Annotated in this window: 15 protein-coding genes and 1 riboswitch; of the genes, 11 read left to right on the top strand and 4 right to left on the bottom strand. The window is 35.8% G+C overall.

Features of this window, described 5'->3' with window-relative positions:
- The first annotated feature begins 1 nt into the window (after window position 1).
- From C7K42_RS11440 to mgtE, 4 genes are all read left to right on the top strand, one after another.
- A complete protein-coding gene (locus C7K42_RS11440) occupies window positions 2-1,060 on the top strand; it encodes an ABC transporter ATP-binding protein (RefSeq protein ID WP_014125482.1) in 1,059 nt (352 codons plus the stop codon).
- Window positions 1,057-2,016 (top strand): ABC transporter ATP-binding protein, encoded by a 960-nt coding sequence (locus tag C7K42_RS11435; protein ID WP_014125481.1) that lies wholly within the window; start codon window positions 1,057-1,059, stop codon window positions 2,014-2,016. The genes C7K42_RS11440 and C7K42_RS11435 overlap by 4 nt, the downstream gene beginning before the upstream one ends.
- A gap of 66 nt (window positions 2,017-2,082) precedes the next feature.
- On the top strand, window positions 2,083-3,081 hold the full coding sequence (locus tag C7K42_RS11430; RefSeq protein WP_014125480.1) for an RNA-guided endonuclease TnpB family protein: 999 nt from the start codon (window positions 2,083-2,085) through the stop codon (window positions 3,079-3,081).
- A gap of 311 nt (window positions 3,082-3,392) precedes the next feature.
- A riboswitch (M-box (ykoK) riboswitch) is annotated at window positions 3,393-3,558 on the top strand.
- 169 nt (window positions 3,559-3,727) lie between these two features.
- The gene (mgtE, locus tag C7K42_RS11425) at window positions 3,728-5,089 is read left to right on the top strand and encodes a magnesium transporter (RefSeq protein WP_103091971.1); all 1,362 of its coding nucleotides are present in this window, start codon (window positions 3,728-3,730) and stop codon (window positions 5,087-5,089) included.
- 85 nt (window positions 5,090-5,174) lie between these two features.
- Here mgtE and C7K42_RS11420 read toward each other — a convergent pair whose 3' ends face one another.
- Window positions 5,175-5,996, bottom strand: coding sequence for an NUDIX hydrolase (locus C7K42_RS11420; RefSeq protein WP_103091970.1), 822 nt, complete (start codon window positions 5,994-5,996; stop codon window positions 5,175-5,177).
- Window positions 5,997-6,529: 533 nt separating this feature from the next.
- On the opposite strand from C7K42_RS11420, the gene metG reads away from it, so the two are divergent.
- On the top strand, window positions 6,530-8,542 hold the full coding sequence (gene metG, locus C7K42_RS11415) for a methionine--tRNA ligase (protein ID WP_103099561.1): 2,013 nt from the start codon (window positions 6,530-6,532) through the stop codon (window positions 8,540-8,542).
- A gap of 205 nt (window positions 8,543-8,747) precedes the next feature.
- Here the strand turns inward: metG and C7K42_RS11410 are convergent, their stop codons facing one another.
- Window positions 8,748-11,393 (bottom strand): cation-translocating P-type ATPase, encoded by a 2,646-nt coding sequence (locus tag C7K42_RS11410; RefSeq protein ID WP_041591849.1) that lies wholly within the window; start codon window positions 11,391-11,393, stop codon window positions 8,748-8,750.
- A gap of 419 nt (window positions 11,394-11,812) precedes the next feature.
- Between C7K42_RS11410 and C7K42_RS11405 the strand changes: the two genes are divergently transcribed.
- On the top strand, window positions 11,813-12,235 hold the full coding sequence (locus tag C7K42_RS11405) for a hypothetical protein (RefSeq protein ID WP_069029209.1): 423 nt from the start codon (window positions 11,813-11,815) through the stop codon (window positions 12,233-12,235).
- A gap of 389 nt (window positions 12,236-12,624) precedes the next feature.
- Window positions 12,625-14,115, top strand: coding sequence for a ribosomal protection-like ABC-F family protein (gene abc-f, locus C7K42_RS11400; protein ID WP_103091967.1), 1,491 nt, complete (start codon window positions 12,625-12,627; stop codon window positions 14,113-14,115).
- A 170-nt stretch (window positions 14,116-14,285) separates the two neighbouring features.
- On the opposite strand, the gene C7K42_RS11395 is transcribed toward abc-f, so the two are convergent.
- Complete coding sequence (locus tag C7K42_RS11395; protein ID WP_103099560.1) at window positions 14,286-15,305, bottom strand: lactonase family protein; 1,020 nt, start codon at window positions 15,303-15,305, stop codon at window positions 14,286-14,288.
- 170 nt (window positions 15,306-15,475) lie between these two features.
- Here C7K42_RS11395 and C7K42_RS11390 point away from each other — a divergent pair, with 170 nt between their 5' ends.
- Both C7K42_RS11390 and C7K42_RS11385 read left to right on the top strand, forming a co-directional pair.
- Window positions 15,476-15,826, top strand: a complete 351-nt coding sequence (locus tag C7K42_RS11390; protein ID WP_014123949.1) for a PTS glucitol/sorbitol transporter subunit IIA — start codon at window positions 15,476-15,478, stop codon at window positions 15,824-15,826.
- Between the two features lie 15 nt (window positions 15,827-15,841).
- Window positions 15,842-17,017 carry an AI-2E family transporter gene (locus C7K42_RS11385; RefSeq protein ID WP_014123950.1) on the top strand — a complete coding sequence of 392 codons (1,176 nt, stop codon included), beginning with the start codon at window positions 15,842-15,844 and terminating at the stop codon, window positions 17,015-17,017.
- Window positions 17,018-17,061: 44 nt separating this feature from the next.
- Here the strand turns inward: C7K42_RS11385 and C7K42_RS11380 are convergent, their stop codons facing one another.
- On the bottom strand, window positions 17,062-17,352 hold the full coding sequence (locus tag C7K42_RS11380) for a rhodanese-like domain-containing protein (protein WP_041591761.1): 291 nt from the start codon (window positions 17,350-17,352) through the stop codon (window positions 17,062-17,064).
- A 259-nt stretch (window positions 17,353-17,611) separates the two neighbouring features.
- On the opposite strand from C7K42_RS11380, the gene rpsO reads away from it, so the two are divergent.
- A complete protein-coding gene (gene rpsO, locus C7K42_RS11375; RefSeq protein ID WP_014123952.1) occupies window positions 17,612-17,881 on the top strand; it encodes a 30S ribosomal protein S15 in 270 nt (89 codons plus the stop codon).
- 451 nt (window positions 17,882-18,332) lie between these two features.
- Window positions 18,333-20,480, top strand: coding sequence for a polyribonucleotide nucleotidyltransferase (gene pnp, locus C7K42_RS11370; RefSeq protein ID WP_103099559.1), 2,148 nt, complete (start codon window positions 18,333-18,335; stop codon window positions 20,478-20,480).

The following is a 20,480-nucleotide window of genomic DNA, read 5'->3' as shown; positions in this document are numbered from 1 at the left end:
TATGGTGAAAAAAGTTTTAGAAGTTAAAGATTTAGAAATTTCATTTACCACTTATGCTGGAAAGGTTCAAGCGATTCGAGATGTAAGTTTTGATTTATATGAAGGCGAAACCTTAGCGATCGTTGGTGAATCAGGTAGTGGAAAATCAGTAACGACTCGAAGCATCATGGGGCTATTAGCTGAAAACGCGGTGGTTGAAAATGGCCAAATTTTATTTAATGATGAAGATATTTTAAAAAATTCGGAAAAACGAATGCAAAAAATTCGAGGGAAAGATATCTCGATGATTTTCCAAGATCCCATGACTTCTTTGGATCCGACAATGAAAATTGGAAAACAAGTCGCTGAATCATTATTAAAACATACCAAAGTATCAAAAAAAGATGCTTTACAGAAAGCTTTAGAGCTATTAGAACTGGTGGGAATTCCCAATGCTAAAAAAAGATTAAAGAATTATCCCCATCAATTTTCCGGCGGGCAACGTCAACGGATCGTCATTGCTGTAGCCTTGATTTGTTATCCCGAAATATTAATCGCTGACGAACCTACGACTGCTTTGGACGTGACGATTCAAGCGCAAATTTTAGAGCTATTAAAAGATATTCAGCAAAAAGTTAATTCTTCCATTATCTTTATTACTCATGATTTGGGCGTAGTAGCTAATGTGGCAGATCGTGTGGCTGTGATGTATGCAGGTAAAATCGTAGAAATTGGGACAGCTGCTGAAATCTTTTATAATCCGCAACATCCATATACTTGGGGTCTTTTAGGTTCGATGCCAACCTTGGAAGGTATAGACGATCGGTTGTATGCTATTCCAGGAACACCGCCTGACTTGTTAGAGCCACCTACCGGGGATGCTTTTTATCCTAGAAATGAGTATGCGATGAAAATCGATACACAAAAACAACCGCCCTTTTTTGAATTATCCAAAACCCATAAAGCAGCTACCTGGCTATTAGCGCCTCAAGCGCCGAAGGTAGAGCCTCCTAAAGAAATTTTGCTGCGTTGGGAAGCATTTAAAAAGAAACAACAGCCGGAAACGGAGGAAAGTAAATGAAGAACGTTTTATTAGATGTAAAAAATTTAAAACAGTACTTTAATGAAGGTAGCAAAAATGAAGTCAAAGCGGTCGATGACATTACTTTCCATATCTATGAAGGCGAAACGTTTGGTTTAGTGGGAGAATCTGGTAGTGGTAAATCTACTACTGGACGTACGATTATTCGTTTGAATCAAGCAACTGGAGGTACTATTGAATTTGACGGCAAAGACGTAATGAAGTTACATGGAAAAAAAGCGATGAATACTTTTCGTCGTGATGTACAGATGATCTTTCAAGACCCTTATGCGTCTTTGAATGGAAGAATGAAAGTTCAAGATATTATCGCTGAGGGAATCGATATTAACGGCTTGGCAAAGTCAGAAACAGAACGGAATGAACGAGTAAATGAGTTATTAAGAACTGTTGGTTTAAATCCGAACCATGGGACACGTTATCCGCATGAATTTTCTGGTGGACAACGCCAACGGATTGGCGTTGCACGAGCTTTGGCAGTCAATCCAAGGTTTATTATTTGTGACGAGCCAATTTCGGCCTTAGATGTATCCATTCAAGCCCAAGTGGTCAACTTGTTACAAGACTTGCAAAAAGAACATAATTTGACTTACTTATTTATTGCCCATGATTTGTCTATGGTTAAGCATATCAGCGATCGTATTGGTGTGATGCATAATGGTAAGTTACTAGAAGTAGGGACAAGCGATGACATTTATTATTATGGTGTACATCCTTATACTGAAAGTTTACTTTCAGCTATTCCTATGCCTGATCCAGAGTATGAACAGACAAGAACACGTATTAAGTATAAAGGAGAGCAAGATAATCCGGATACAGCACGTGAAATGTTAGAAATTGACCCAGGTCATTATGTTTATGCTACTGAAGAGGAAAAAACACAGTACCAAGAAAAACTTGCAAACAAAAAAGCTGCAAAGAAAAAACAAGCTGTCTAAATTTATTTATTCTTCAGATGGGAAGGCCAAACTTATTTTAAGGGCCTTATAAATAAGGAGGACCTAGTGAAAGTATTAAAAGCTTATAAATTTCGTATTTATCCAAATGAAGAACAAATACAATATTTTATACAGACTTTCGGTTGTGTACGTTTTACTTATAATCAGTTGTTGTATGCCCGAAAAAAAGCCCTACAAGCAGGAGATTATGAGACACGACTGACTCCTGCTCAATTAAAAAAAGACTATCCGTTTTTAAAACAAACGGATAGTCTAGCTTTAGCTAATGCTCAGCGTAATTTAGATCGAGCGTTTAAAAATTATTTTAGTAAAAGAGCGGGCTATCCTAAATGGAAGTCGAAAAAAAGTCATTGGCAATCCTATACCACAAATAATCAAAAACATACAATTTATTTTATTGGGGAAGAATTAAAGTTACCTAAACTTAAGTCTTTAGTAAAAGCCAATTTGCATAGAGAAATTTTGCGCGAAATAAAGTCAGCGACGATTTCAGCTAAAAACAATCAATTGTTTTTTGTTTCAATTCTGTGTTTAGAAAACGTGATGTCTTTACCCAAAACGGGTGAGTCTATAGGAGTTGCTTATTGTTCTGAAAACTTAGTTCAAATGTCATCTACGAATGTTTTTCTTAGTCGTAAAAGTAATTCTTACTATCAGTTGAAAACAGCTAAGAAAAGATTGGAACTTCGAGCAAAGTTAGCCAAAAAAAGAAAAGTATTGTTGAGTCAGGCCAAAAATTATCAAAAGCAAAAAAGGAAAGTCCAGAAATTGTATATGATAATTGATAACCAAAAAAACGATTATATTAACCAATTAACTTATTTCTTAGTGAAAAACTATGATTATATCTATTTGGAAAAGCATCCGAAATTCAGTGAAAATGCAAAATTTTCGGAAACTGATTGGCAACATCTTTTAAGGAAAATACAGTATAAAGTAAGTTGGTATAATAAGCAGTTGGCATTTGTTGTCCCTGACACAAAAGAAAGTGAAGAGAAGTGCTTTGCTATTGAGCAATTGGGCAGACAGCTAACTACTAGCTAAAATTATTAGGAACTGGAAGGAGCGCCAGGGATCGCCTAGGGTATAGAAAAAATCTTTATGATTTTTGTTTCTAGGAATATTGCTCACTAATTATAAAAAACCATGAAAAGACTGCCTCATTATCCTGAAGCAGTCTTTTTGCTGTGAAGCGAAAGCGAGGCGTAGTGTCCGAATTAACCGAATAGGTTTATAATCATAGAAAAATAGAAATATGTAGGTTTATTTATATACTTATAATTTAACTGAAAAACAAAGTGTTTCAAATCGTTGACACAAACCTAAATAAAGGTTATATTGGAGCCGGTAAAATAAAAATAGCCTGTTAGGTGAGGTTACTATACAGATGAATGCTACTGCCCGGAAATATCGAAAGATGCCAACGTGGTTAACAAAAATGTCCGACCTAAGGAGTTTTTAACGTAGCTGGGTTAAATCCCTAGGCTGTATTGAGCCAAAACTCAACGAAGAGGTGTGCTTTGCAAATATATACAATATCGTAAGGTAAACACGCTCTTAGTAGCGTGTTTTTTGTTATGTAACATAGAAAAGGAGGTAAATACTTTTGTAGAATGCATAGCATAATATTGAGTTTTTAGCTGGAAGTCGAGCACTGTAACTTCTCCTTAGCTTAGAGGAGGAATAAGAAATGGAAAAACTTAAGGTAAATAAAAACCAATACTATGACGCAATTTATCGAGCTGCAAAGAAAAATGATCGTAAATCATTTCGTAAGTTATTTTTACGCTTACATGATCGAGATCAACATGAGGTATTTCATCTATTATATCCTGAAAAAAAACAAATGATCGCAAATTTTTTGAGTCCGGAAGAGTTTTCAGATCTTTTTGAATGGATGACGATTGAAGATCAAGAGTATGTTGTTAGCTATTTCCCCAAGTCATTTTTAACAAAATTATTTAACACCATGCCCACAGATGATGTAGTGAAATTTTTAAAACAATCTTCCAATATAGAGCAAAGTTATCCATTGGGTTTGATGAATGAAAAAAAACGTTCGAGAGTAGAAGAGCTGTTGTCCTATCAGCTTGAAACCGCTGGATCGATAATGACTAAAGAATTCGTTTCAGTTAATCAAAATCAAACGGCAAGTGAAGTGATTGCTTTTCTTCGGCAAGTTAGTAATAAGGCAGAAACGATCTACTATATTTATGTATTGGACAATCAAGCTGATTTAGTGGGAGTTTTGTCTTTACGTGATTTGATTTTGTCACCTGAAGATGAAATTATGCAAAATGTTATGTCTAGACAAGTAGTTTCTGTTCCAGTTGATATGGACCAAGAAGAGGTTGCACGAGTCATACAAGATTACGACTTATTAGCAGTACCTGTGGTTGAAAACAACAGTACTATGATAGGTATTGTTACAGTTGATGACGTCATGGACATACTTGAAAATGAGGTTACAGAAGATTTTAGAGATATTGCTGCAATCCGTCGCAGTGATAAACCTAAAGAAGAAGGAGCACTACAAACAGCTAAAGCACGCACGCCTTGGATTGTTATTTTGATTTTTCTTGGAATGCTTAATGGCGGGTTAATCAGTTCTTTTGAAGAGACATTAGAATCGGTTGTGTTACTCGCTGCATTTATTCCTGTGATGATGGATACAGCGGGCAATGTAGGTACGCAGTCATTAGCTGTTTCTGTCCGAAACTTAAATGTAGAAAAAGATGAGAAACAAAGCCTTTGGAAGACAGTTAGAAAAGAGTTTGGCGCTGGTATATTAATAGGCATTGCCGCAGCGATTGTTATCTTCCTAGTAATAGCAATTTTTTATCAAAATGTAACTTTAGCATTTATTGTTGGCGTTTCTTTGTTACTTACTATATCATTTTCTACTGTAGTGGGTGCTGTTATTCCTGCGATTGCAGATAAGCTGCATGTAGACCCAGCTGTAGCTAGTGGACCTTTTATTACTACAATAAATGATGCCTTAGGATTAATGCTTTATTTCAGTATTGCAACTAGTTTAATACATGTTCTTTGATTTGCTCTACTTTATACTATTTTAAATAAGTTTGTAAAAATGCCTATTCGTTATTTTTGGTTTACACAATAACGAATAGGCATTTTTATTTTTCACGAAAATTTTCTTTTAACTGATAAAGTTTTGAAGGACGGCCTATGCTGGCTGGTCGTTCTCCTACTTCCTTTAAAAATCCAATTAAACTTTTTTTGAAGTTTGAATGATCAATGGAGTGATAGTCTACGCCTAGAAATTTGGCGAAAACTTTACGTGCTTCTGTAATTGTGAAAGTATCACCCAAAACTTGCAAAACTTGTGGTTCATGATCCATTTTATTTACAATGCGGTTAAAAGCTTTGATGATAATTTGACTGTGGTCAAATGCCAAGGTATCTTCTCCTAAAGATGCTTGGGTTTTTAGATCAAGAATAATTTTTGTATCGCCACTTGTAAGGTAAAGACGATTATTTTTACGTTCTAAAGAAAACCAACGTGCTTGGTTTGCATCATCGCCAGCCGAAAGTATTGCTTCTCCGATAAAAGCTAAATAACTAACGGTGATTACCCAACCTCGTGGATCGCGTTCAGGTGTACTGAAGGTATGGAGTTGCTCGATATTTTTTTCAGAAATCGTAACCCCTGTTTCTTCTTTTGTTTCCCGAATGACGCTATCGCCTGTTGATTCGTTAGGGCTTATAAATCCACCTGGTAAAGCCCATGAATTACGATAAGGATTTCCACGTCGCTGAATCAATAAAACCTTAATTTGATCAGTATTTTTGTTATAACAGAGTAAAACCATATCGACAGTAACAGAAGGCTTTTGATACATTGGGTGTTCTTGGTTTTTATACCATTCTAAAAATTCTTGCTCACTTGCGATATGTTGGTAATAATGTTTTTCTTCTTGTTTAGAAGAGAATTCCATACCTTTCCCTCACTTTAGCAAATACACAGCTATAATGTTTTGCGTTAATTCCGTTTGTATTGTAGCATATAAAAAAGTAACTTTAATAAAAAATAAAAGACATGACTAAGTTAAAGAAAAATAAGAGTATATAAAACAAAGCGATCTTTTTATTTTTTTGTATTGAGCGCAAACCTAGCCAAAATAAAGCAAGCAAAAGTAATGACCGTAAAATGAGTGTAAAGGCTATAAACAGTGAAAGCCAATTTTGTACATTCATGAAAGCATAGATTTGCGTGTAAAAGTTACAAAATAAAGTATGCAAAATAGTAAGTATAAAACTGATAATAACAGATTTTTTTTGTTTTGTGTTCATAAGAACTCCTTAAAAATTAGACTAAATACATTATAGCAAAAGTTGTTTTTAACTCAAAAAATATTTTTTAATTATAAGAAAATAAGAAATCAGCATAGAAAAAATAAAACAAGGCATGTAAAATTATGTTATACTATCAAAAGTATGAACGTGTTTTTTAAAGGAGGAACTTTTACCCATGGGGGAAAAAGAAACATTTTATATTACTACACCGATTTATTATCCTAGTGGTAAATTACATATTGGAAATTCTTATACAACAATCGCCTGTGATGCGATGGCCCGTTATAAACGATTAATGGGTTTTGATGTATTTTATTTGACGGGTGTAGATGAACATGGAGAAAAAATTGAACAAAAAGCTGAAGAATTAGGCGTAGCGCCACAAGATTATGTTGATAAAATGGCAGCAGACGTTAAAAAGTTATGGAAGACTTTAGGCATTAGTTATGACAAGTTTATCCGTACAACGGATGATTATCATGAAAAAGCTGTTCAAAAAATCTTCCAACAATTGCTAGATCAAGGTGATATCTATTTAGGTGAATATGAAGGTTGGTATTCTGTTTCAGATGAAGAATTTTTCACTGAAAAGCAATTAGAAGAAGTTTATCGTGACGAACAAGGAAACGTTATTGGCGGAAAAGCACCTAGTGGTCATGAAGTCGAATTGATTCAAGAAGAGTCCTATTTTTTCCGTATGAGTAAGTATGCGGATCGCTTGGTGGAATATTATGAAGAACACCCTGAATTTATTCGTCCAGAGTCACGAAAAAATGAAATGCTTAAAAACTTTATTGAGCCAGGATTAGAAGATCTAGCGGTTTCAAGGACTACGTTTGATTGGGGGATTCCAGTAAGTTCAGATCCTAAACATGTGGTTTATGTTTGGATCGATGCTTTAACGAATTATATCACTGCTTTAGGTTATGGTTCAGCAGACGAAACAAACTTTGAAAAATTTTGGCCGGCTGATGTTCATATGGTAGGAAAGGAAATTGTACGTTTCCATACGATCTATTGGCCAATTATGTTAATGGCACTAGGTCTTCCCTTGCCTAAACAAGTTTTTGCTCATGGTTGGTTGTTAATGAAAGACGGTAAAATGTCTAAGTCAAAAGGTAATGTTGTTTACCCTGAAATGTTAGTAGAACGTTATGGGCTGGATGCTTTACGCTATTATCTTTTGCGTTCTGTGCCTTTTGGTAGCGATGGGATTTTCACGCCAGAAGATTTTATTTCACGAGTGAACTATGATTTAGCAAATGATTTAGGTAATTTATTAAACCGGACGATAGCTATGATTAACAAATATTGTGAAGGAATTGTGCCAAATTATGCTTCTAAGGTAACACCATATGATAGCGAACTATCGACTACTGCCGCTAACGTAGTTGGCCGCTATCGTGAAGCCATGGATGATATGGAATTTAGTACGGCGCTTTCTGAAGTCTGGGTTTTAATTTCACGTGCGAATAAATATATTGACGAAACAGAACCTTGGAAATTAGCCAAAGAAGAGGATAAAAAAGCCGAATTAAACAGCGTGATGGTTCATTTGGCTGAAAGCCTTCGAATCACAGCTATTCTTTTACAACCTATTATGGTTGAAACGTCAACGAAAATCTTCAAACAATTAGGATTAGATGAAGAACCTAAGGGCTTGCAAGAATTACGCTTTGGTGAATTTCCTCATGATACTAAGGTAGTCAGCAAAGGTTCGCCGATTTTTCCACGACTAGACGCCGAAGCTGAAGTAGCTTATATTCAAAATAAAATGGCAGAAGGTAAACAAACTAACGATGAATCTGTCAAATGGAATCCAGAAGAAACTGAACTTGCTTCAGAAAAAAATAAACAAATTAAGTATGAAGACTTCGATAAAGTTGAATTAAAAGTGGCAGAAGTCATTGATTGTAAAAAAGTGGAAGATGCTGATAAACTATTACAATTCCGCTTGGCTTGTGGTGACAATCAAGATCGGCAAATTTTGTCAGGCATTGCTGAGTTCTACCCTGATCCCAATGCATTACTTGGCAGTAAGGTAGTCATTGTTGCTAACTTAAAACCGCGGAAAATGCGAGGTCAAATCAGCCAAGGGATGATTCTTTCAGCAGAAGATCCAGAAACTGGCAGATTAAAAATTGTTGAAGCGCCTAAAGGAATGCCTAATGGCGCGATTATCGCTTAGTTTAATTTTGATAAAGTCTGTATAATAAAAGGATGATTTCTCACCCTATCAAGTGGACTAAGGTAGAACTACGCAAAGAATTGAATATTAAGAAAAAGACCTCAACAAACGCTTGGAAGTTTGTTGAGGTCTTTTATATATATTAAAATTTATATTTGATACTATTTAAGCCATAGTTTTTGACTGTTATATATCATCAAAAAAATTATTTTCCGAAAAGTTTATGATAAATAACTTTGACAACTTCCATCATAAAAATTGCAGCTAATGAAAGTCCGGCCGCTATTGACCATACATCTATTCCAAAAGAATTTGGAATAGAAAAGATTGTTCGTAGTCCAGGTAAAATTGTGATGACATAAAGCGTTAAACAGAAAGCAACAGCAGCTAATACATATTTATTTGTAGTAAAACCGACACCTAAAATCGTTTGTTGATTTGAGCGCGCTGCAAAAGTTTGTAAAGTCCTAGATAAAATTAAAGTTGTAAATGCCATGGCAACCCCCATGTCAGTGCTGTACTGTAAACCGATTTGATGAGATACAATAACAGCAATTCCGATAATTGAGCCGCGAGTAAGTACGGAACGTAATGTCTCGCCAGCAAAAATACCTTCGTTGACTGAACGAGGTTTTCGTTCCATGATGCCTGGTTCTGAATTTTCCATGCCAAGTGCAATAGCTGGCAGCGAGTCGTTAACTAAGTTAACAAAAAGCAACTGCAAAGCAGTAAATGGATTGGGTAAATCTAATATAACGGCAAACAAAATCGCAATAATCGCTCCAAGATTTCCACTGAATAGATAAGCGATCGCTTTTTTTATATTATCAAAAACCGTTCTTCCAACTTCTACGGCTTTTACAATCGAAACAAAATTATCATCTGTTAAGATCATTGCGGAAGCATCTTTACTAACATCTGTTCCACTACCCATTGCAATGCCAATATCTGCCTGTTTAAGAGCAGGGGCATCATTTACACCATCACCAGTCATTGCTGAAATTTGGTTTTTAGCTTGCCATGCTTCAACAATGCGAATCTTATTTTCAGGAGAAACACGGGCATAGACAGAAATATGTTCTAGATTCTTATTAAGTTCTTCGTCGCTCATTTCATCAAGCTCTTGACCTGTAACGGCGAAGTCTCCTTCTGCCATTAAACCAATGTTTTGCCCGATAGCTTCGGCAGTTGTTTTATGATCTCCGGTAATCATAATGGTCTTCATACCAGCTGCCTTAGTTTTCCTAATAGCGCCATAAACAACTTCACGAGGGGGGTCAATCATTGCCATTAAACCAACTAAGACAAGTTCGGATTCATCATCAAACCTTAGCTTTTCTTTTGAAGATGACATTTTTTTATAGCCAAAAGCAAGTACCCGTAATGCTCGACTCGAAAAAGTTTCGTTTTGATTTATTAAATAATCATACCAATCTTGACTTAGAGGCTGTTCTTTTTCATCTACTAAAATATACTTAGCACGTTTAAACATCACATCTGGGCCGCCTTTAGTTAACATCAATCGTTCATCATTTACATCATTTAAAGTAGACATTAACTTACGGTCAGAATCAAATGGTAGTTCATCAATGCGTTGATTCGTTTCCCGAATTTTTTTACTTTCTAGCCCTTGTTTTTGCGCAAAATTGACTAAAGCAATTTCGGTGGGGTCGCCAATTTCATTTTCTTCTGTACTTACATAACTATCATTACATAAAATTGATATATCGATTAAACGTTCTTTTGCAAAGGACCATTCAGCTGACTCATTGTCATTATTTTGTGTTTTTTGACTAGGGAGGAAATAATCGACCACGGTCATTTTGTTTTTAGTTAAGGTCCCTGTTTTATCTGTACAAATGATACTTGTTGATCCTAAGGTTTCTACAGCTGGAAGTTTTCGAATAATAGCGTGTTGTCTTGCCATCTTATTCGTACCGACGGAAAGAACAATAGTCACAATGGATTGTAATGCTTCTGGAACGGCAGCAACAGCAATGGCAACGGCAAACATTAATGCTTGTAATAGCTCTTCTGTCAAGTCAGTAGGCTGATCACCAAACCAAATTCTTGCAGCTTGAACAATAAAAATACCAATAGATAGTAGTAAGATCCAAATTCCCAACTTTTTACTAAAACTATCAAGCTTACGTTGAAGAGGCGTTTGTTTCTGTTCGGCCGTATTAAGCATATCAGCAATTTTACCGATTTCTGATTTTGTCCCTGTGGCTGTAACGACAAAAGTCGCGCGACCGTTTGTCACAAGAGAGCTACTAAAGACAAGATTTGTACGATCACCAAGAGCAGCTTCTTGTTCAATCACAGCTTCTGTTTTATCTACAACTTCGGACTCACCAGTCAACATCCCTTCGTTTACCTGAAGCGAACCGTTTTCTATAATCCGTCCATCAGCTGGAATATAATCTCCTGCTTCAAGGAAGACAATATCACCAGGAACAAGTTCACGTGCAGGAACAGTTTGCTTTTCATTTCCTCGAATAACTGTAGCAGTGGGTGCCGACATTTGTCTTAATGCATCTAATGAGCTTTCTGCTTTTTTCGTTTGAACGACACTGATAATAGCATTCATTATTAAAACAATCATGATTACAATCGTTTCAATATAGTCCCCTAATAAAACCTGAATAATTGCGGCAATTAAAAGAATAACCACCATTGCGTCTTTAAAGGAGTTGAAAAATAACGCCAATACGGATTTCTTTTTTTCTTTTTCAATTTCATTAAAGCCTTCTGTTTCTTGTCGACGTTTAACTTCTTGTTGTGACAAGCCGCTTTTATCAACGTTTAATTGATCTAAAACATCTTTTTTTTCCTGCTGATAGTAGTTCATTACCATCTCTCCTCATCTTTTCCTTAATCGTTACTGTTTTTAGATGGGAGTTTGTCAAAGTGCATAAAAAAGACCTTTACCAAAGATTTCTGAATATCAAATTTCAGAAGTTTTTGGTAAAGGTCTTGCTAACAACGACAATTCACATTGTCAATAATGCCGGAGATATGAAATCTCGTAATGACGACATTATTGCCAGAGCTACTCCCCTTATGTACTTAAGTTTATGTTTTATTAGGCGAAAAGTCAATTAAAATTTTCAGTAATTAAGATAATAGTAATATTTAAGTAATAGCTCATTAAGTTTTATTCGGAGTTATTATAATAAAAACAATGCTTTATAGGGATTTCTCCTTTCCTAACTAAGAAAAACAAGGTAAAATAAGGATATTGAATAAAAAGGAAAGAAGGACAGACTTTTGAAACCAAATCCGAATTTTTACGTACAAAAAATTAATCAAATCGTTAAAGATACAGAAAAAGTTGGGGAGGATATGAATCCTAACTATGAAGAAATACGCGGACTTATTGATGAAGATAATATTGCTGAATTAACCGAAGAAAGACAATTAGAAGCAGTGGAAGTGTTTAAAGAAGGTACTGCAAAATATCGTGACCTTCTCAAAACTTTATCAAGTTTGCGGGCACCAGCGCGCGTCATGGGGGCTCATAAAAAGTTTGAACGGTCTTATCAAAATTATGTAGACGGTTGCCAAGACATGATTGAAAGCATCTCTAATGAAGTTGATGTGAAAGCTTTTGACGCTGCTGAACAAAAACAAGATGAAGCGACAGATGAAATTGCTTCTGCTTTACAAAAGATCACCAGTTTTTTGATGTAATTGTTGTCACAATGTAAATTTTATTAGGAGAAAAAGATGCGCTTAATACCTTGTTTACTGTCTGATGGAAGACATAGGTAGAGCGTTCTTTACTGGTATGTATAAATAAATTTTGGACAATATCGTTTACTTTTCATTTGTCAAATTTAGTCACATGTGTTAGGTTAACGCTAACAGATATAAAAGTGAGGGATCTTCTATTGAAAAACTAAGTCGATTTGTTGAAAGCTGCATGAAGGCTGTACCTTTTAAAAAGGGGGCAGTGTGCAGATTTTTACGGTTGGCTGGTTTTCTTTGAAGGTCTTTTTGTATGCCTTTTTTGAAAATGCCGGCCTAAAAATTGGTCAGGCATTTTTTCTTGCTTAAAAAAGCAAGTTGAGGTGATTATAATGAGTAAAATTGAAATCAAAAATTTGACCTTTGGCTTTGACACCCTAGCCGAGCCATTGTTTGAGCACACTAATTTGACCATAGATACTCAGTGGAAATTAGGTTTGATCGGAAGAAATGGCCGAGGAAAGACGACATTACTTCAATTACTATTAGGAGAATACGTTTATAGTGGGGCAATTACCCATCAATTAGCCTTTACTTATTTTCCCCAAAAAGTTTTGGATAAGACACAATTAACCTATGATTGTTTACAAACATTAGCTGTTTTTGATTTATGGGAAATCGAACGTGAGCTAAATTTATTACAAACAGATCCGGAAATTTTATGGCGTCCTTTTGCTAGTTTATCTGGTGGCGAGCAGACAAAAGTATTATTAGCTTTATTATTTATTGATGATCGTCACTTTCCATTAATCGATGAACCCACGAATCACTTAGATATTACGGCTCGCCAACAAGTAGCAAACTATTTAAAAGCAAAAAGAAATGGTTTTATTGTGGTGAGTCATGATCGTAGTTTTGTCAATGAGATCGTGGACCACGTTCTTTCTATTGAAAAAAGTCAATTGGTATTATATCAAGGAAACTTTAGTACTTATGAAGAGCAAAAAGAAAAACGTGATCGTTATGAACAGGAAGAAAATCGTAAGTTGAAAAAAGAAATCGGACGACTTCAGCAATCAGCTGCGGAGAAAGCTGAGTGGTCACGGGGTAGAGAAAAAGATAAACAAGGAAATCCTAATCAAAAAGGTAGCGGCGCCATTTATGATACGGGAGCTATTGGTGCTCGCGCAGCTCGTACGATGAAGCGATCTAAAGCTATTGTTAATCGTATGGAAGAAAAAGCTGAAGAAAAGAAAGGTTTATTACATGATATTGAAGATGTTGACTCTTTAACAATAAACTATCAACCCTCTTATCATAAGCAATTACTTAAAGTTGAAAAATTGCAACTTAGCTATACAGAACAACCGTTGTTTTCCCCTATTTCTTTTGAAATTGAACAAGGACAGCGTTTAGCGATTCAAGGAGCGAATGGTTCGGGGAAATCTTCCATTATTCAGTTTTTGTTAGATGAATTTACAGGAGTTGCTAGCGGGAAGGCAACCTTTGCTCATGACTTAAGTATAAGTTATGTACGGCAAAATTATGAAGATAATACTGGAACGCTGCAAGAATTTGCTCAGGCGCATCATTTATCTTATGAAGAACTATTGAATAATTTGCATAAATTAGGCGTGGAACGCAAAGTATTTGCCAATCGGATTGAAAAGATGAGTTTAGGACAACGCAAACGAGTTGAGTTGGCTAAGTCATTAGCGACTCCAGCAGAGTTGTTTATTTGGGATGAACCATTAAATTATTTAGATGTGTTTAATCATGAGCAGTTAGAAGCTGTTATTCAAAGTGTGCAACCGTCTATGCTAGTTGTAGAGCATGAGGCGACTTTTTTGAAAAATATTGCAACTAAAATGATTTATTTGTGATTTATATTTTATAAGCACATAAGATTGACAAACTAGTGTGGTTATCGGTAAATAAGCACATAAGTACGAAAAAGTAGTGTGCTAAAGACGCCTATAGCCCATAAAAAAGAACCAAGCGACTTTTTATCTAAAAATAAAAATCGCTTGGTTCTTAAACTTTATTTTAAAACTTAATCAAACAATACACAAACACATTCAGGAGCATAGAAGTCGCTATTGATGAGCTTTAGTTTGCCTGTTTGATCATTACGTTCAAATAATGAAAGATGATCAGATTTTTGGTGGCCGCAGACAATAAATTGTTCTGTTGGGTCTAAATTAAAATCGCGGGGGAAATCACCTTCAGTTGAAATGTTTTGAACAGTTTCTAAATTTTCACCATTATCTTTAACAGCAAAAACAGTAATCGAATTATGACCGCGATTTGAAACATAAAGGAATTTCCCATCTGAAGTAATGCGAATAGCTGCTCCTCCATTAAAGTCGTGATAGTCTTTTGGAATGGTCGATATTTTGTTTTTTTGCGTGAATTTACCTGTACTTGCGTTATAAGATAATACTGTGACTGTACTATCTAGTTCACCAAAAAGATAAGCGTATTTTCCATTTGGATGAAAAACAAGATGACGTGGACCTGTTCCTGCGGGTGCTTCAAATTCAGCAATTTCAGTTAGTTTTCCCTCATCAGATATATCATAGGTGTATACACGGTACGTACCTAAATCACAAACAGCCAAGCGTTTGTCAGGAGTTAAATTTGCATAGTGAGCGTGTGCATGGTCTTGATTTTCATGAGGGCCGGTTGGTTCGTCGTGATATATTGCATCACTAGCTTTTAACGAACCATCTGCTAAAATTTGATAGACATTTACTTCACCTTTGTGATAATTCGCCCCATACACGAGTTGGCGATCATTATCCACTGCAACATAACATAAAGGCGCACCTTCTTCTGTGACAGCATTTAAATAGTGAAAAGATGAATCATAAGCTGCAACTCCGCCCTTGTCATCAACAGTGGTTACACTATAAAGATTTTTGGCTTTACTTAGGGCTAAATAAGTAGGGCTAGTTTCTTTAGCAGCCAGTGTTAGATCCGTTAATTTTTTATTTTCCGTATCTAACTGCGCTGAATAAACTCCTTTACTTTCACCTCTGGTATAAGTTCCTAGTAAAATTTTTTCAAGCATTGTATTCCTCCTTGTCTTGTAAGTTGACTACACTTTATTTTATCATAGAATAATAAGAAAAAAATCTGTTTTATTTGTTAAAAAGCATTATTTTAAAACGGAAATCCCTTTGGCTGGTGGATGAATGTGGTATAATTTTAATTATAAAAGAAACTAGGAGGAACTTATGCATGCAACAAGGTAAAATTTTAAGCATCGGTGATCAAGCAGTTGATGAAAATGAAAAAATGCTAATCTTTTTCGGTAAAAGCGTGACAAAAGGATTGGCACCTTATTCGATTATCCAAGAGATCAACGAGCCAGAAAAAGTCGAACTAACTGTTGGAGATAAGATTTTTTTTGGTCAGCAAGAATATCAGATTACTTATGTAGGTCATCTGGTAAACCAAAATTTACAAACAATACAACATAGCTCATTTGTATTTTCCGATGACACACAAGATAAATTATCCAGCAGTGTTTATTTAACACCGGCAAAAGTACCGGATATTTCTGAAGGGATGACGATTACTTATTGCTAGAGGGGGAAGTTTGTTATGGATAAAAAAGGAAAGCGATCATTTTCGTGGTTTTGGAAATGGTTTTTAAATAATCAGTTTGTAACAGGATTGTTGATTGTTTTATTAATTTTATTAATTATCAATCTTTTTACAAAAGTTTCTTATCTTTTTTTCCCTGTAGGACAATTTTTGGCTATTGTTGCTTTGCCGATTATACTAGCTGGGATTTTATTTTATTTGCTAAATCCAATTGTTGATTTTTTCGAAAGAAAAGGCATAAACCGATATTACAGTATTATTGGTTTATTTATTCTTGTTGCAGGTTTAATTGCTTGGGGTATCATTGTAATCATTCCAGAAATACGTGAGCAGACCACTACTTTTGTTGACCGTTTACCTGGCTATATCGATACTGTTCAGGTATCTTTGGCGAACTTTTTTTCTGATCCTATTTTTGACAAGGTGCAAGATCAAATTGCTATTTCTGGTGAAAGAATTATGTCATCTATTACTGGAATGGTACAAAATATTTCGAAGACGACAGTGCAAAGTATTGGAAATTTTTTCGGCGCAGTCGCCTCAATTTTTATTGCGATTGTTACAATGCCGGTAATTTTATTTTATTTATTAAAAGATGGGAAAAAAATTGCGCCTTATTTTGTGCAATTTTTACCTACAAAAATGCGACAGCCTACTTTAAGAGTGCTAAAAGAAATGAACCAGCAAGTATCTTCTTATATTAGAGGACAGTTAGCTGTTGCTTTTGCGGTAGCCATTTTGTTTATGGTAGGTTTTTCAATTATTGGTTTGGATTATGCAATTACCTTAGGTGTTATTGCTGGCTTTTTGAATTTAGTTCCTTATATTGGTTCATTTTTAGCGATGATACCGGCGATCTTTCTAGGAATTGTTGGAGGTCCTGTACTGTTAGTTCAAGTGAATATTGTTTTTGCTATTGAGCAGCTCATTGAGGGACGATTGATCTCGCCTTTGGTGTTAGGAAATCAACTTGCTGTTCATCCAGTAACAATTTTGTTTGTATTGCTGACGGCAGGTAAATTGTTTGGCATTTTTGGGGTTGTGTTAGGAGTTCCCGCTTATGCAGCTATCAAAGTAGTGATAACAAACATCTTTAATTGGTATAAAACAGTCTCAGGATTATATACTGAAGACGAGGACCAAAAACAAGCAACAGAAGATAAAAATAAATAAAAAAGCGTTACAGTTTTCTGCAACGCTTTTTTTGGGGTCTAAGTTTAAGCAGCAGCTTTTTTCAATGCTTTCATTCCGCCAATGACATGAATGGCTTGAAATCCATTGTTGTTTAAAAACTCAGCGATAATTTCAGAGCGACGTCCAGAATGACTGAGGACGTAATAAGTTGTACTTTTATCTAATTCGCTCAAGCGATTAGGTAGGCTGGTGGTTGGTATAGAAATTGCCCCTGCCAGATGATTTTCTTTATAAGCGCCTTTATCACGAATATCCAAAATAGCAATAGATTCTTCAAGTAATGAACGGAAATCTTGTATAGCAATTGATTGCATATTATCCCTCATTTCTTTTTGGATAAACTTGATTTTAAGTGTTTTTCTTCTATGATGCAAGTTTTTGAACTAGAATACAAAAGATATGAAACTTTTCTTAATAATTACAGCAAGAGTTTAATAAGTAAAACTTGCTTTTTTTGCTAGAATCAAGTAAAGTGTACCTGTGTCTATTATAGGCATGGCCTGTCTCTTAGTTTGACGAATCACCAACGTTTTACTCAGTTACAGGAATAAGTAAAAAAAAGAGGTGAAGAAAATGGCAATTTCACAAGAACGCAAGACTGAAATCATCGAAAAGTTTGCGCGTCATGAAGGAGATACTGGTTCCCCAGAGGTTCAAATCGCTGTTTTGACTGAAGATATCAATTCATTGAATGAACATCTTCGTGAACATAAAAAAGATCACCATTCACGTCGTGGTTTGATGAAAAAGATTGGACATCGTCGTAACCTTCTAGCATATTTGCGTAATAAAGATGTTACTCGTTACCGCGAATTGATCCAAGCCTTAGGATTACGCCGTTAATCAAGTCAAAAAGAAAAGTGGGGTTCTTATGGATCTCACTTTTTTGCTGTGAATCACTGCGATTTAGCGACCAACGGGAGCTAAGAGAGGATGATGAACAGTACTAGGCGAGAGGAACGAGCGTAGTTCCCCAAACCGAATCACTGCGATTTAGCGACCAAAGGGAGCTAAGAGAAGATCCTTCAAGAGCTTAGCGGCTGTGCCGCTTAGCACTTGATGAGATTAAAGCGCGGGCGAAAGCGAGACGTAGTGTCCTTTGCTTTCGAATCAAAGAAATAGGCAGTATGGTTTGCAAAAACAATGGTGTCTTTTTTTAAAATATATTGAAATAAACTATAAAAGCTGTGAGTGTTGGCTTGATCTAACTACTAACCAAATAAAAGCACTGAATATTTTCAATGTTTTTATTTGTTTAGTAGCAAGCCCTACACACAGTGGAAAAGGAGAAGTTATGACAAAACAAGTTTTTGAAACAACTTGGGGAGGACGTCCTCTACAAGTGGAAGTTGGACAACTGGCCAAACAAGCAAATGGTGCTGTATTAGTACGATATGGTGAAACAGTAGTATTAAGTGCAGTTGTGGCTTCAAAAGAAGCTAAGGGAACGGACTTTTTCCCACTGACTATCAATTATGAAGAAAAAATGTACGCTGTAGGAAAGATTCCGGGAGGCTTTATAAAAAGAGAAGGCCGTCCTAGTACCGATGCAACTTTAACTGCGCGGTTAATTGATCGCCCTATTCGCCCAATGTTTGCAGAAGGCTTCCGTAATGAAGTACAAGTAACAAACACAGTTATGAGTGTGGAACAAGATTGTTCGCCAGCCATGGCAGCTATGCTAGGTTCTTCTTTAGCTTTGTCAATTTCTGACATCCCATTTGAAGGTCCTATTGCGGGTGTAGAAGTTGGACGTGTGAATGGTGAATACATTTTAAACCCGACAGTAGAACAACATGAAAGTTCAGATATTGATTTAACCGTTGCTGGTACTAGTGAAGCAATCAATATGGTCGAATCAGGTGCTCAAGAAGTGACTGAAGCAGATATGCTTGGCGCTTTGATGTTCGGGCAAGAGGCTATTCAAGAATTGGTAGCTTTTGAAGAAGAAGTAGCCGCAAGTTGCGGTAAAGAAAAAATGGATATTTCTTTATTACAAGTAGATGAAGATTTACAAAAAGCTATTTATAATAATTACTATGAAACCATGAAAACGGCAGTTTTAACAGAAGAAAAATTAGCGCGTGAAGATGAAATTGAAAATGTAAAAACAATTGTTAAAGAAGCTTATGAAGAGCAAATCACAGCACTAGAAGAAGAAGCTAGTGATCATCTGGCTCAAGAAGTAAATCAAATTGCTGAAGATTTAGAAAAAGATGTCGTTCGTGAACTCATAACCATTGACAAAATACGTCCTGATGGTAGAAAAGTTGATGAAATTCGTTCACTTTCTTCTGAAGTTGGTTTATTACCACGAGCTCATGGTTCAGGACTGTTTACTCGTGGACAAACGCAAGCTTTATCAGCTTGTACATTAGCGCCTTTAGGTGAACATCAAGTAATCGATGGTTTAGGTGTAGAAGAATCTAAACGTTTCATCCACCACTATAATTTCCCTAAATACAGCGTAGGTTCAACGGGCCGCGCAGGTTCTCCAGGTCGCCGAGAAATTGGTCACGGTGCATTAGGTGAACGAGCATTGTCGCAAATTATCCCAAGTGAAGCAGAATTTCCTTATACTATTCGTTTAGTTGCAGAAGTTCTAGAATCTAATGGTTCTTCTTCACAAGCAAGTATTTGTGCTGGAACTTTAGCATTAATGGATGCAGGTGTTCCTATTAAAGCACCTGTTGCTGGTATTGCGATGGGACTTGTATCAGATGGTGAAAATTATACGATTTTGACTGATATTCAAGGTATGGAAGACCACTTAGGAGATATGGACTTTAAAGTTGCCGGAACTAAAGATGGTATCACTGCTTTACAAATGGATATTAAAATTCAAGGAATCACCGAACAAATCTTACGTGAAGCTTTAGCTCAAGCTAAACAAGCGCGAATGGAAATTTTACAACAATTAACATCAACGATTGCTCAACCAAAAGAAGAATTAAGCCCTTATGCGCCGAAAATCGAAATGATGTCTATTGACCCTGAAAAGATCAAAGATGTTATTGGTAAAGGCGGCGACGTGATTAACGGTATTATAGATGAAACCGGCGTTAAAATTGACATTGATCAAGAGGGAAATGTGTCCATTGCTTCTTCAGACGCTGAAATGATTAAAAAAGCAAGTGGAATTATTAAAGACTTGACCAAAGAAATCAAGCCAGGAGAAGTTTATTTAGGAAAAGTTGTTCGAATTGAAAAATTTGGTGCTTTTGTTAATATTGCTAAAGGAAAAGATGGCTTAGTTCATATTTCGCAAATTGCAAAGGAACGTATCAATAAAGTAGAAGATGTTCTTCATGTAGGCGACGAAGTACTTGTCAAAGTAACTGAAATAGACAAACAAGGGCGCATTAATCTTTCAAGAAAAGCAATGCTAAAAGATGATGAGAAGAATGATGATAAAAAAGATAGTAAAAGTACTAAAGAATAA

The sequence above is a fragment of the Tetragenococcus halophilus subsp. halophilus DSM 20339 genome (assembly GCF_003841405.1).
In the GTDB taxonomy this organism is placed as follows: Bacteria; Bacillota; Bacilli; order Lactobacillales; family Enterococcaceae; genus Tetragenococcus; species Tetragenococcus halophilus.
This window is presented reverse-complemented; position numbering and strand designations above follow the sequence as displayed.